Here is a 10,933-nt window from a genome sequence, read left to right as displayed (position 1 = left end):
GTACTTGGACAGCTGCCGGTTGCACCTGGTCCAGTCACCGGGCGAGCCCCACCTGATGCGTGCCGCGCCGGCCCCGCTTCCCCAGTACCGCCTGAGCGCCGAGGCGTTACCGCCCTTGCTCCTGGCCACGGCAGATCACCCTCTCTGCGGCGCGGGCTCCTGCTCCTGAGGTTCGTCTACCCGCTCGATGCAGCTTGCTTGCTCTGCGGGTATCGCGAAGCTTGGCCCTTGACTGTCGCTGAAGATCGCCCAGTTGCCGCTGAAGGTGAGCGTCAGCTCGGCATCCTCGACGAGCATGTCGCCGCGACGGTTCTCAGCGTGGGTGATCAGGTACGCCGGCACTGTGTCACCTCAACCCCGGGTGCTGCTCGGGTGGCCGCTGCCTTCCGGGCCTGGGGTTCTGGCGCTGGGCGGCGTTCCCCTCACGGCTGCTCTTCTGGTCGTGACAGGGACCGCAGACACCCTGCAGGCCGGCGTCGCTGTGATCGTCGGCCTTGGCTTCGATGTGGTCGCAGAACGCGGACGGCCGGACGTTGCAGATCTTGCAGACGGGGTCGCGTTCCAGGATCCGGGCCCGGATCTTTCGCCAGCCGGGCGGCAGCCGCTTGACTCGGTCAGATCCTCGCCAGCCGCCGCTCATGCCGCCAGCGCCCTTTGAATGCCCTCCTCGAGGGTCACCTTGGGCACGTAGAAGTCGAGCATCCGAGTGGGGTCGCACACCCTGTGGTGTACGCCTTGCGGCGCGGTCTTGAGGTGCTTCAGCTCGGGCTGGTAGCCGGCGTGCGTGGTTACCAGGGTGGCCAGCTCGTCGAAGGACGTGGCCCTGCCCCAGCCGAGGTTCACTGGGCCGGTGATGCCTTGGTCGACGGCCTTCAGTGTGGCTGCCACGAGGTCGTCGATGTGGATCCAGTCGCGGGTGGAGTCGCCGCTTCCCCAGATCTCGAAGGGATCCTGCCGCTCGCGCGCGCGACGGATGAACGCCGGGAACGGGTAGGTCTCGTCCTGGTCTCCACCGTAGCCGGAGAACGGCCGGAGCGCGATCATGTGGACGCCCTCAGCGACGGCGTACTGGCAGAGCTGCTCGCCGGCCAACTTGGCCAGCCCGTAGGTCGCGTCGGGCCGCCCGGGCTGCTCGTAGTCGATGTCCGTCTCGGACAGTCGCCGAACGGGACCGGGCTGCTGGAGGGCGACCGGGTAGGCGGCCGAGGAGCTGAAGTACACGGCCCGCGGGGTCCCGGAGCGCACGAGCCACCGCATGTACCACGAGTCGAGGGCGAGATTCGTGGCGACGCCGAGCGGGGAGCCGTCGATGCTGGCCCGGCCGCCAACGATCGCTGCACAGTGGACGGCGAGGTCATAGCGGCGGTTGTCCTCACGGAAGAAGTCGAGGGCGTCGTAGCGGTACGGGTCGGCCAGTTCGATGCCAGTGACGCCCCAACCGCGGTCAACCATGGCGGCATGGAGGTGACGGCCGATGAACCCGCGGTGCCCGGTGAGGAGGACCTGCATCACGCCTCCTCGACGAGCTTCCGCAGCTTGACGAGGTCGGCTTCTAGGCCGCCTTCGTCGCGGTAGGCGTAGTAGGCGGCGCCGTCGGCCCCGACCTGCTCCCGGCTGTTGCACTCCTCGTACACGGCGTCCGTCTGCGCCTTGCCGGCCGCCGGGTGGAGGTGCTCGAGGATGAGATCGTGCAGGTAGGTGATGCGTCCCATACCGCGTCCCCAGTCGAGCCAGACGAGGTCGACGCACAGGTGCACGAACGTGGGCGGCGCCATGTAGCCGAGGGTGGTGACGATGTCGGAGGTCATGGCGACGGCGGTGGCCATCTTCTCGCCCTGCAGCAGGTCGTTGCCGTAGACGACGCCGGGGCCGCCGGACAGGCATTCACGGAAGCGGGCGTCCCAGCCGTGAGAGCGGGGCCGGTGGTCGTCGCCCATGAACGCGAGGAACCGGTAGCTCTTGGCATGCTTGACGGCCTGCTGGTTGAGGGTGCCGACGAGGCGTCGGCGCTTGCCGAAGGTGAAGCGGACTCGGTCGTCGTCCTTGAATGCCGCCTGGTGCTTCTTGTAGGCGGTCAGCTCGGGATCATCGGTGTCGACGGCGAAGAGGATGTCCGCGGTGGCGCCGGTCTGGTCCCATGCTTTCATGATCTCGGGGATACTGCCGGGGCGCCCGCGTGTGGGCACGATCATCAGCAGGTCGTCGGCCATGGCGCGGGCTCCTGTCGTGCGGTCACGCAGTGGTGTCGTCTTGGATGAGACCGAGGGCTTCGAGCGCTGCGAGGAGCGACTGGAGGGCGGTTCCGTCGGCCCAGGAGCCGGTGACGGTCTGCCGGCCGACCGGGGTGACCCCGAAGAAGCCGGCGACGTTGGCCGCTCCGTCGAGGACGTGCCTGGTAGACCCGTAGAGCCCGTCGACGTACTCGACTCGGCCGGCGATCTGGGTGTTCTGGGCGTCGGCGGAGAGCCGGAGGTATGAGCGCTGCGTGCCGTTGAACCCGGTGCCGCTCCAGTTGGAGACGATGAGGTCGGCGCCGGTGGCTTCGAGGTCGAGTGCTCCGCCGTCGCGCCGGAACCTGTACCCCTTGGTGAAGTCAGTGATCGTCAGGTTGCCGCCGGAGACGGTGGCGTTGCCGGCGACCTGGAGGGCTGAGAGCCACGCGGTGCCTTGCTCGATGGCGGCTACGCGGGTGAGGCAGTCCTGCACGAACCCGTCGAGGTCGCTGACGGTCTCGTTGAGCACGCCGAGGGCGGTGAGGGTGGCGAACTTGGCGTCGCCCCAGGCGCGGTCGCCGTGCGGGTCGGTGGCGGCCACGTGGGCGGTCACGGCTGCGTCGGTGTACGCCTCCGCGTCCGCGTTCGACCCATCCTCGCCCGCGGGCCCTTGCGGCCCGGCGGGTCCGGCTGGGCCCGTGGCTCCTGCGGGCCCGGTCGCCCCGGTCGGCCCCGCAGGACCTGTCGGGCCTGCCGGTCCGGTGACGACAACGTACTCGCCCGCGGCGGGCGCTGTGGGCGCTACGTCGGCGAGGTCGACGGCCGGTGCCGCGGCGGGCAGGGAGAGCGCGTAGGAGCGGCCTGGGGCGTCGTACCAGCGCTCCTGTACCCGGTACGTCCAGCCGGTCGGGGTGACGTCGGCGTCATCCGTGGCGAGCAGGGCGACGGAGAAGGTCCCATCCGCATCGAGGGTGACCTCGGTGGTGCCGAGCAGCAGCACTCCGTGCGTCGCGGAGGTGAGGATCGCCGGCTCGGGCGTGATAAGGATCTTGCCCTTCATGGCGGTGCCGTCGGGCTACCGGAAGGCGCCGGAGAGGGTGACGGTCGACAGGCCGGCGGGAAGCGGCATCGGCTCCTCCTCGGCGTGCGGGGCCCGCTCCGGCTCGGTGAGGGACCGGAGCGGGGGTCCTGCTGCCAGCGGGGGGCCGAAGGCGGCAGGACGATCAGGCGGCGCGGCGGGCCCGCAAGGGTTGTTCAGGGAGCGCCGCCGTTCCGGATTCGAACCGGTGCTGGCCAGCTTCGGACGACAGCCTTCGTCTGCCGACGACGTCCCCGTCTGGGGGTTTAGCGGTGCGACTTCAGGTAGACCGTGCGCTTGCCGAAGCAGATGCCAAGCTCCCACTTCTCGCCGTCGCGGTGGACGTGAACGGGGGTGAGGTGCAGCTGCCAGAAGTGCTTGTTGCGCCAGAAGGTGCGGTAGCCGAGTGGCTGGGCGTGCCCGGTGTAGAGGGCTTTCCACTCCCAGCAGTTCCGGCCACGCCAAACGGTTCCGAGATGCCGGGTACTCTCGGCGGTCGTGGACATTCCGTTCTCCGTTCGGTCAGGCGGCGCGGCGGAGGATGCGTTGGGCGCGGGGCCGGACCTGCTTCTCGACTTCGGCGATCTGCTGCTGGCTGTAGATGCGTCGGCCGTATTCGTCGTGGCGTGGGTCGGTGAGGAGGCCGCGGCGTTCCCAGCTGTAGATCGTTTCGACGCGCCGGCCGGTGAACTTGGCGGCTTGCCGGACGGTGAACCAGATGCCGCCTTCGCCGTATTCGCCGGCTTGCCGGTGGGTGTCCTCCACGGGTCACCTCCCGGGAATGCGAAAGCCCCCGCGGGTGGCGGGGGCTGTTTGTGGGCGCACTGGTGGCGCTGTTCGCCATTGTGCATAGGAGTTGGCTATAGATCAAGCCATACGGGTGATTCTCCGCCTATGAGGGCTTGCGGCCCGCCAGACTGGCGCCATGGGGACGGTGTTCAGCGTGCAGGCGGATACGCGCGAGGAGTGCGAGCGGGAGCTGGCGCGGCTGTGCGCGGCGCTGGGGCTTGAGCGGGCATTGGCGCCGTCGCGGTCGATCGGCACGGAGCGGTGGATGGCGCGGGCGGCGCAGAAGGTCCCTGCAGAGGGTCGAGACCGCCGGGGCGGCGGCGAGTATCTGCACTAGTCGCTGAGGAGCCCGATGACTGCGAGGACTGCGGCTATCAGTAGGAGCGCCCCAGCGAAGCGCCGCGCCTCTGGAGACATGATCGACAAGATGAAGATCAGGCCCAGGATGCCGCCGAGGATCTCAATCACCCGGCCATCCTCCCGCGGTTCACAGGTTGTTGGTGGTCTTTCCCCACAGCCGAGTCTGGCTGTTGACGGTCTGCTGGTGGACGGTTCCGCTGTAGTGGTGGTGCTGCTCTGCGGGGGTGGCGGTGGCGGTGGCTTTGACGAGCCGGGCGAGGGCCCAGATCGGGACGGCGACGGCTACGGGTGTGGCGGCGATGAGGCCGATGACGGCGGGGTCGGCGTGGCCGCTCGCCCAGAGGACGGCGCTGGCGGCTCCTCCGGTGGCGAGGGTGAGGACGCTGCCGGAGAGCATGAGGGCGCTGGTGTCGGTGGCCTTCTGGCTCATCGGGGGTCGGCCGGGCTGCGGGACGGGCGGCGTGGGGCCGACAGTCGGCAGAGGGCTGTCGTCGCGGTAGGACAGGACGGCTTCGCGGATGATGCGCTTGGCTTCGAGGGCGGCTGCGTCGTCGGTGAGGGGCTGCCCGGCGGGCGCCTGCTCGGGCAGGGGGGTCATGGTGTCTCCTATGCGATGCGGAAGGTGTCGGGGCGGCGGGTTTCGTGGAGTTGACCGCTGTCGATGAGCTGGGTGATGTGGGCGGCGATCCAGCTGCGGGAGCGGCCGATCCGCGGGGCGGCTTCGGCGAGGTCGGCGGTGGTGATACGGGTGCGGCCGTCGGCGGCGGCTTCGGCGAGGAGCCCCTTGATGACTGCTGCGGCTCGTTCGGGGGTGGAGTAGGCGGGCCGGTTTTCGGCGAGGTCGTCGCGGAGGAAGGTGAGGAGCCTGCTTTGCTGCCGGGCGGTGAGGTTGCTGGTGGAGGCGAAGGCCCAGGCGGGCGGGTAGCGGATTTCGATGCGCGCGACGGGGGGTTCGGGGTCGTTGTCGGCGGTGGTCCAGGTGCGGAGGGCGGCGGCGAGGATCTTGGCATGCACCCCGTCCGTTTCGGCCCGTTTCATGAGTTTTGTCTCCTGTGTCAGCTTGAGGGTGCCAGCGAGGGGCGGTCACGCGCGCGCACGCGCATGACCTATAGGGATCGGCCCTCCGGGCGGGGTCTGACACCCGAAACTGACGCTTGATCATGACGTTCGGGTGTCAGAACGGTGTCACCGCAGGTCAGAGGGGGTGTCAGTGCTGACACCCGGGGTGTCAGACCTCCGCCATCTCCGGGTACAGCAGCCGGTACACGCCCGGCTGATCGGTTTCTGACAGGTGGATCCCGGCGTCTGACAGGTCCCCGAGGGCCCCTGACACCCACGCCCGGGACCTTCCGATGCGCTCACCCTTGCCGAACGGGCCGAAGTCCTTCGGGCCGATGAACTCCCGCTCCTCGCTGCGGAACTCGTCGAGCATCGCCATCAGGGCGGACAGGCCGGCCTCGGGGCTCTTCTCCTCGACAGGCTCCGGTCCCGCCCCGAAGGTCCACGTCTCGGCGGCGGGGGCGATCTCCTTCTCGGCGTCGACGTCGGGAACGTACCCGTCGTCGTCGGGGTCGTCGCCAACCATGGCTTCGATCTCGCGATCGACCTGCTTCGCCAGAAGCTCCTTCTCGGCCTGCTCCGTGTCCTCGCTGCTCATGACGCTGCTCTCCTGCGGATTGGTGGCGGTCGGTGCGGCGTCGTACCGGGTGCGGTTTGCGTATGCCTCGCCGGCAGCGGCGGCGGTGACCGGGTCGACGGGCGTGCGGGGCATCACGGCGAGGGTGCCGCTGATCTGCTCGTCGTCGATGAGGTAGGTGCGCAGCGGGGTGGCGTAGCGGTCTTCGTCCACGCCTGGGGCGACGAGGTAGGCGTATCCGGGCTTGCGGTTCTCCCAGGCTTCGGGGCGCGCGCCGGCGTCTCGGACGTCGTCGGGGAGGGCCATGTCGGCGGTGGTGGAGCCCTTGACGCCGAAGCAGATCACGCCGCCGAGCTGTTCGCGGACGTCGGTGGGCATGCTGGTCGCGGAGGGGCGCTGCAGGCTGATGATGACGCTGATCCCGGCGGAGCGGGCCTCCATGACGAGGCCCTCCATCTCGGTGCCGTTGCGGAAGAACTTGGCGGCCTCCTCGATCCACACGATCATGTAGGGCATGCCGAGCTCGTCGAAGGCGGCGGGTGTCCAGTTCTTGTAGCCGTGGCGGCCGAGGTGGTCGGCGCGGGCGGTGATGACCTGCGTCAGGGCGTCGATCATCTGGTTGCCGCCTGCTTCGGTCATCTCGACCCAGTCGAGGTAGGGCAGGAACGGGGCGAACGTCTGCTGGCCCTTGGAGGGGTCGACGGCCCAGACGATGACGTCGCGGCGGGTGAGGGCGTCGGCCATGGCGACCGAGATGCCGGTGGACTTGGCGGAGCCGTTCATGCCGGCGGCCAGGAAGTGGGTGGCGTTCCTCTTGGTGTGCTCGTCGAACGGGAACCAGAGGATGGCCTGCTCGCCGTCTTCGTAGATTCCGATGACGATGGCGCCGGTGATGCTGCCGCCGGGGTCGGACGGGCCGGGCCAGGTGGTGCTCGTCTTCAGCTCGTCCCTGGGCACGACGATGAGGGTGGCCTGGTCTGCCCGGTCCGGGTCGGGGACGATCCGGATGCTGGTGGGTGAGACGCCCAGTTCGGAGGCGATGAGCTTGGTGCGGTTGCCGAGGTCTTCGGAGGTGACCTGGCCGGCAGCTAGTTGCAGCGGCGCGGTGACCTTGTTCGGCTCGATCTTCGGCTTGCCGCGCAGTGCGACCCTCGCGTCGCCGATGGCCTTGACCAGGACTCCGGTCTCAACAGCCTTCTGCTCGTCCTTGGAGTCCGGGTTGACCCGTAGCGCCTGGCGGATGTTCCACGATCCGGCGGCGACAGCGCCGCCGATGACCAGAGTGGACAGCAGGGCCGGGTCGAGCGGGTCGGCAACGGTGCCGACGACGAGGTAGGACGTGCCGGCCGCAGTGGACAGGGTGGCGTGGAGGCGGCGGGCAGGCTTGGTGCCCATTCCCGCCCACCAGGTGGCAGCGGTGAGGGCGCCAGCTGCGACGGTCAGGCCGACCGCCGCGATCGGGGAGTCGCCCCACGCCTGGTGGGCGGCGAAGGTGGCGGGGACTTCCGCGGCCACGGTGAGCCAGGGCCGCATGCGGGGGTGCTTGCCGGCCTTCCACAGGTCGGCCTTGAGGCTGTCAGCCACGGTGTTCTCCTGCTTCTGGTAGGGGCTAGCGCCAGCCGAACTTGGTGGTGGGTCGCTGCTGGCTGCGCCCCTTGCCGATCTTGCGGAGGTCGGATTCGTATTCGCGCTCGAAGGTGGCGTAGACGCTTGCGGCGTACTTCTGGATGTTCTTCTCGGCGGCGGCGATCTTCTTCATCCAGCGGGAGACGCGTCGGGCGCGGGCCCGGGCGCCGCCGAGGCTGCCGCCGAGGTCGGGGATCGTCTTGAGGACGGCTTCGAGGTGGTCGGCGTCCATGGCCCGCTCGGTGGCCCGGTTGCGGGCCTGCTTGCGGAGGTACTCACAGAAGGCCCGGATGTCCTCGTTCGACATGAAGTCCGAGCCCGGGATCTTCCCTCCGCTGCCGCTGCCGCCGGCTGGGGTTCCGGGAGCGCTGGGGCCGGGCTGCTGGCCCGCGACGGTGAACTGGAGGGTGGGGTTGAATCCCCCGCCGACGCGGGTCTTGTGGATGTTCTTCTGCGCTTGCGGGCTGCCGTTGCTCGGGGCGTGCCGGGGCTTGGGCGGGTGCGTCATCAGGACTCCTGCTCGGTGGTGGTTGAGGTGATGGACTGGCGCTTGGCCTCAGCGGCGAGAGACCGCGCGACACGGTGGAACTTGGGGGTGTCGCCCTTGGTGCGGCGGGGAGGTGTGGGCTTGTACGAGGAGGCGCCTCGAGGGGTCTTCACTTGGATCGCATGCTGCGGCGATGCCGCTTTGACGGGCTTCTCTCCGGGGGCTTCGGAGCGGGCCGCGAGGACGCGTCGCTGGGCGGCGTTCCGGGTGCGGATGACGTCCGCCGACTCGCCCGGTTTGGCGCCTTCGACGTCGAGCTTGGCCTGCACCCAGATGGCCTGTGTGACTGTCGTCTCGCCGACGTCCGCAGCGAGCTTCACGGCGTGCTTCCATACCTGCGGGAAGAGCTCGGCGCGCTGGGCGGCGAGCTTCTGCGCAGCCTCCGTCGCAGCCTTCTCGGCGGCTTCCTTCTCGGCGCGCGCCCGCTCCTTCTCCGCCGCCTCCTGCCGGGACGCCTTCACCTCGGCGCGGTGCTTCTGCCACCGCTGCCGCCAGGTCGGCTTACCGTCCCGCTGGCGGATACGGCCGTGCTCGTGGAGGTCCCACATGCCGGGGCCGGCGATGGACGCCAGCGCGGTACCGAACGCGGTTGCCGGGTCGAACGCCTCCAGCCCGTGCACGACGTTGATGGTGGCTGCGGTCAAGGCGCCGGCCCAGGCGACGAGCCGGTAGTGCCAGTGCGGGCGGCCGGCGGTCACGGCGGCTGCGGCGCCGACAAGGGCGACGAGCGCGATCACTTCGATGAAGACCGGGGCGACGAGCAGGTACTTGGCGTCAGGCTTGTAGAAGGCGGCCATCTGTACGGGCAGGGCGACCGCCGCGCAGAGGGCGTAGAACCCGAGTGCGACGTTCCGCCACAGCCCGCTTGCGGCTTCGCTTGCCTTCTCGGCTGCAGCCTTAGCCTGGGCGGCTTCCTCGGCGGCCTGCCTCTCAGCGGCGGCGAGCCGTTCGGCTTCTTCCCTCTTGCGGTTCGCATCGGCGATCTTGGCGAGCTGTTCGGCCTCTTCCCGCTTGAAGCGCAGCGCGGCGCGCTCGTTCGCGAGACGGAGCTTCTCGGCCTCCTCGTGGGCGGTGATCCGAATCGCCTCAGCCTCCGCTTCGGCCTTGATGCGCCGCTCCTCGATCTCTGCGGCGGTGAGGGCGCGAACCCTCTCGGCTTCCGCGTCGGCGATGCCGGCCCGCGCCCACGACTCGGCGTGCGAGGTGTCCGGCGCGTGGCCGTTGACCTTCTCGATGGTGCTCACTTTTCGTCCCTTCCGGGGGGCGGGTTGGTCAGTGGAGGGGCTGGCGGATCTCCTTGGTGCTCAGCCGGGGCTGAGCACCGCGGGCTACCGTCAGCGGCGGCGGCGCATGCGATGGGTGGCGGTGATGAGGTCGAGGCGGCCGAGGCGCTTGGCCTCCTGGCGGATGGCTTCGAGGGCTTCCTCGTCGCTGCCGCCCCTACGGAGGACGGTCTCGGCGGCGGCCATGAGCGCCTCGGCGACTTCCTCACTGCGGTGCATGGCGAGCCTTTCGGTCTGTGGTCGGGTGGTGGGCTACTCGGCCGGGGTGCACCCGCAGGGGGCGGGCAGGCCGCGGGTGAAGTACTGCTCGTGGTCCAGCTCCTGCGGGCAGTGGTCTGCGCACGGGTTGTGCGCCATCAGGTCTCCTCTCGGGTTCGAGCCGGCGTGCAGCCGCTCAGGCGGCGAGTACGTGCTGGTTGCGGTACTGGTCGACGGCGAGTCCGCCGTCGCCGGCCGGGTCACCGGGCTCCGGCTCTTCGTCGTCGCCGTCGTCCGGGCCGTCGTCGCCGCAGGCTTCGCAGTCAAGGTCGGTCCACAACCAGCCGCGGTCCCAGAGGGTGTGGGCGGCGAGTCCGGTGACGGCGACGAGGCTGCTCGGGCCGCAGATCGCGAGGGCGGCGTACACGATCCACGCGGTGGCCGGGGCGCTGACGATCTCGTGGAGGAGGAAGGTGAGGGCCAGGATCAGGCTGCTGGTCGGGAAGTGGGAGCGGTTCAGGAGGACCTGCCGGGGGTGGTGGGGCAGGTCGCGCCAGAGGGCGAGCCAGTCGGCGACGGGGCGGGGCAGCATCACGCGGCCAGCGGGGTGTTGAGGGCCTCGAGCTCGGCGAGGAGCTGGGAGTCCGGGTTGTGGGCGTCGTAGTCGGCGGCGATGGCCTCGATACGGGCGGCCTCCAGCCGGTCGTTGGTGCCGATCGCGGCGAGGTACTGGTCGATCAGGCGGGTGGTGAAGCGCATGGCGAATCTCCGTTCGGGTGGTCAAGCCGGATGGGGTGGGAGGGGTGCCGCGCCCGCGGCAGGGGGTGGGACCGCGGGCGCGGCGGTCTAGGGGGGCCTACTTGGGCCGGTTGGACGACTGCTTGTTGGCGTCGCGGACCTTGTCCGACAGGGCTTGGCGCTCGGACTCGGTCATCGGGCGCTGTCGATCAGGTGCAGACAGCCGGCGCGCTTCAGCGCGAAGTGCAGGTCGGCCCGCTCGTTCTGCGCGGCGTCCAGCTCCTGCCAGTCGGCGGGCGTCATGTAGTGCGACTCTCGCGAAGACAGCCGGTCGATCGTCTCCGACAGCTCCTGGTGTCGGGCAATCATGCGCTCGGCGGTCGCGACGGTAAGGTTCTGCTCAGCCATCTCGGTCTCCTCTACAGACCATGGTGGTGTCGGCGGGTCGGCGTGTGCGCGATGTAG

General features: G+C 69.8%; 17 protein-coding genes. 1 reads left to right on the top strand and 16 read right to left on the bottom strand.

What is annotated here, in order from left to right; all coding sequences use genetic code 11:
* Positions 1-135: 135 nt before the first annotated feature.
* The 6 genes from ACF08D_RS08330 to ACF08D_RS08305 form a co-directional block, all read right to left on the bottom strand.
* Entirely contained in the window at positions 136-342 is a 207-nt protein-coding gene (locus ACF08D_RS08330) for a hypothetical protein (protein WP_392221769.1), read from the bottom strand.
* A 294-nt stretch (positions 343-636) separates the two neighbouring features.
* Positions 637-1,509 (bottom strand): NAD-dependent epimerase/dehydratase family protein, encoded by an 873-nt coding sequence (locus ACF08D_RS08325; RefSeq protein ID WP_392221768.1) that lies wholly within the window; start codon positions 1,507-1,509, stop codon positions 637-639.
* The gene (locus ACF08D_RS08320; RefSeq protein WP_392221767.1) at positions 1,509-2,210 is read right to left on the bottom strand and encodes a hypothetical protein; all 702 of its coding nucleotides are present in this window, start codon (positions 2,208-2,210) and stop codon (positions 1,509-1,511) included. Before ACF08D_RS08320 ends, ACF08D_RS08325 begins: the two co-directional genes overlap by 1 nt.
* A gap of 22 nt (positions 2,211-2,232) precedes the next feature.
* Entirely contained in the window at positions 2,233-3,273 is a 1,041-nt protein-coding gene (locus ACF08D_RS08315; RefSeq protein ID WP_392221766.1) for a collagen-like protein, read from the bottom strand.
* A gap of 284 nt (positions 3,274-3,557) precedes the next feature.
* Positions 3,558-3,797, bottom strand: a complete 240-nt coding sequence (locus ACF08D_RS08310; protein WP_392221765.1) for a hypothetical protein — start codon at positions 3,795-3,797, stop codon at positions 3,558-3,560.
* A gap of 16 nt (positions 3,798-3,813) precedes the next feature.
* Entirely contained in the window at positions 3,814-4,056 is a 243-nt protein-coding gene (locus tag ACF08D_RS08305; RefSeq protein ID WP_392221764.1) for a MerR family transcriptional regulator, read from the bottom strand.
* 160 nt (positions 4,057-4,216) lie between these two features.
* Here ACF08D_RS08305 and ACF08D_RS08300 point away from each other — a divergent pair, with 160 nt between their 5' ends.
* Complete coding sequence (locus ACF08D_RS08300) at positions 4,217-4,417, top strand: hypothetical protein (RefSeq protein ID WP_392221763.1); 201 nt, start codon at positions 4,217-4,219, stop codon at positions 4,415-4,417.
* Here the strand turns inward: ACF08D_RS08300 and ACF08D_RS08295 are convergent.
* From ACF08D_RS08295 to ACF08D_RS08250, 10 genes are all read right to left on the bottom strand, one after another.
* Positions 4,414-4,548, bottom strand: a complete 135-nt coding sequence (locus tag ACF08D_RS08295) for a hypothetical protein (protein ID WP_392221762.1) — start codon at positions 4,546-4,548, stop codon at positions 4,414-4,416. The genes ACF08D_RS08300 and ACF08D_RS08295 overlap by 4 nt on opposite strands.
* A 19-nt stretch (positions 4,549-4,567) precedes the next feature.
* The gene (locus ACF08D_RS08290) at positions 4,568-5,038 is read right to left on the bottom strand and encodes a hypothetical protein (RefSeq protein WP_392221761.1); all 471 of its coding nucleotides are present in this window, start codon (positions 5,036-5,038) and stop codon (positions 4,568-4,570) included.
* Positions 5,039-5,046: 8 nt separating this feature from the next.
* On the bottom strand, positions 5,047-5,478 hold the full coding sequence (locus tag ACF08D_RS08285; RefSeq protein ID WP_392221760.1) for a hypothetical protein: 432 nt from the start codon (positions 5,476-5,478) through the stop codon (positions 5,047-5,049).
* Between the two features lie 190 nt (positions 5,479-5,668).
* On the bottom strand, positions 5,669-7,660 hold the full coding sequence (gene traB / locus ACF08D_RS08280) for a plasmid transfer protein TraB (RefSeq protein ID WP_392221759.1): 1,992 nt from the start codon (positions 7,658-7,660) through the stop codon (positions 5,669-5,671).
* Between the two features lie 25 nt (positions 7,661-7,685).
* Complete coding sequence (gene traA, locus ACF08D_RS08275) at positions 7,686-8,210, bottom strand: plasmid transfer protein TraA (protein ID WP_392221758.1); 525 nt, start codon at positions 8,208-8,210, stop codon at positions 7,686-7,688.
* Positions 8,210-9,493 carry a hypothetical protein gene (locus ACF08D_RS08270; RefSeq protein ID WP_392221757.1) on the bottom strand — a complete coding sequence of 428 codons (1,284 nt, stop codon included), beginning with the start codon at positions 9,491-9,493 and terminating at the stop codon, positions 8,210-8,212. Before ACF08D_RS08270 ends, traA begins: the two co-directional genes overlap by 1 nt.
* Positions 9,494-9,583: 90 nt before the next feature.
* The gene (locus ACF08D_RS08265) at positions 9,584-9,751 is read right to left on the bottom strand and encodes a hypothetical protein (protein ID WP_392221756.1); all 168 of its coding nucleotides are present in this window, start codon (positions 9,749-9,751) and stop codon (positions 9,584-9,586) included.
* A gap of 175 nt (positions 9,752-9,926) precedes the next feature.
* Positions 9,927-10,325 carry a hypothetical protein gene (locus ACF08D_RS08260; protein WP_392221755.1) on the bottom strand — a complete coding sequence of 133 codons (399 nt, stop codon included), beginning with the start codon at positions 10,323-10,325 and terminating at the stop codon, positions 9,927-9,929.
* Positions 10,322-10,489 (bottom strand): hypothetical protein, encoded by a 168-nt coding sequence (locus ACF08D_RS08255; protein ID WP_392221754.1) that lies wholly within the window; start codon positions 10,487-10,489, stop codon positions 10,322-10,324. The genes ACF08D_RS08260 and ACF08D_RS08255 overlap by 4 nt, the downstream gene beginning before the upstream one ends.
* A gap of 171 nt (positions 10,490-10,660) precedes the next feature.
* Positions 10,661-10,876, bottom strand: a complete 216-nt coding sequence (locus ACF08D_RS08250; protein WP_392221753.1) for a hypothetical protein — start codon at positions 10,874-10,876, stop codon at positions 10,661-10,663.
* Between the last annotated feature and the right edge of the window lie 57 nt (positions 10,877-10,933).

The organism is Streptomyces sp. NPDC015131 (assembly GCF_043079975.1).
GTDB lineage: Bacteria > Actinomycetota > Actinomycetes > Streptomycetales > Streptomycetaceae > Streptomyces.
Note: the sequence above shows the minus strand (reverse complement) of the source record. Positions and strands in the feature narration are given on the sequence as shown.

What these genes read in the sequence shown, in the direction of transcription:
- ACF08D_RS08325 (WP_392221768.1), bottom strand. Translation starts at nt 1,509, where the DNA reads ATGCAGGTCCTCCTCACCGGGCACCGCGGGTTCATCGGCCGTCACCTC.
- ACF08D_RS08320 (WP_392221767.1), bottom strand. Translation starts at nt 2,210, where the DNA reads ATGGCCGACGACCTGCTGATGATCGTGCCCACACGCGGGCGCCCCGGC.
- ACF08D_RS08315 (WP_392221766.1), bottom strand. Translation starts at nt 3,273, where the DNA reads ATGAAGGGCAAGATCCTTATCACGCCCGAGCCGGCGATCCTCACCTCC.
- ACF08D_RS08310 (WP_392221765.1), bottom strand. Translation starts at nt 3,797, where the DNA reads ATGTCCACGACCGCCGAGAGTACCCGGCATCTCGGAACCGTTTGGCGT.
- ACF08D_RS08300 (WP_392221763.1), top strand. Translation starts at nt 4,217, where the DNA reads ATGGGGACGGTGTTCAGCGTGCAGGCGGATACGCGCGAGGAGTGCGAG.
- ACF08D_RS08290 (WP_392221761.1), bottom strand. Translation starts at nt 5,038, where the DNA reads ATGACCCCCCTGCCCGAGCAGGCGCCCGCCGGGCAGCCCCTCACCGAC.
- ACF08D_RS08285 (WP_392221760.1), bottom strand. Translation starts at nt 5,478, where the DNA reads ATGAAACGGGCCGAAACGGACGGGGTGCATGCCAAGATCCTCGCCGCC.
- traA (WP_392221758.1), bottom strand. Translation starts at nt 8,210, where the DNA reads ATGACGCACCCGCCCAAGCCCCGGCACGCCCCGAGCAACGGCAGCCCG.
- ACF08D_RS08265 (WP_392221756.1), bottom strand. Translation starts at nt 9,751, where the DNA reads ATGCACCGCAGTGAGGAAGTCGCCGAGGCGCTCATGGCCGCCGCCGAG.
- ACF08D_RS08255 (WP_392221754.1), bottom strand. Translation starts at nt 10,489, where the DNA reads ATGCGCTTCACCACCCGCCTGATCGACCAGTACCTCGCCGCGATCGGC.
- ACF08D_RS08250 (WP_392221753.1), bottom strand. Translation starts at nt 10,876, where the DNA reads ATGGCTGAGCAGAACCTTACCGTCGCGACCGCCGAGCGCATGATTGCC.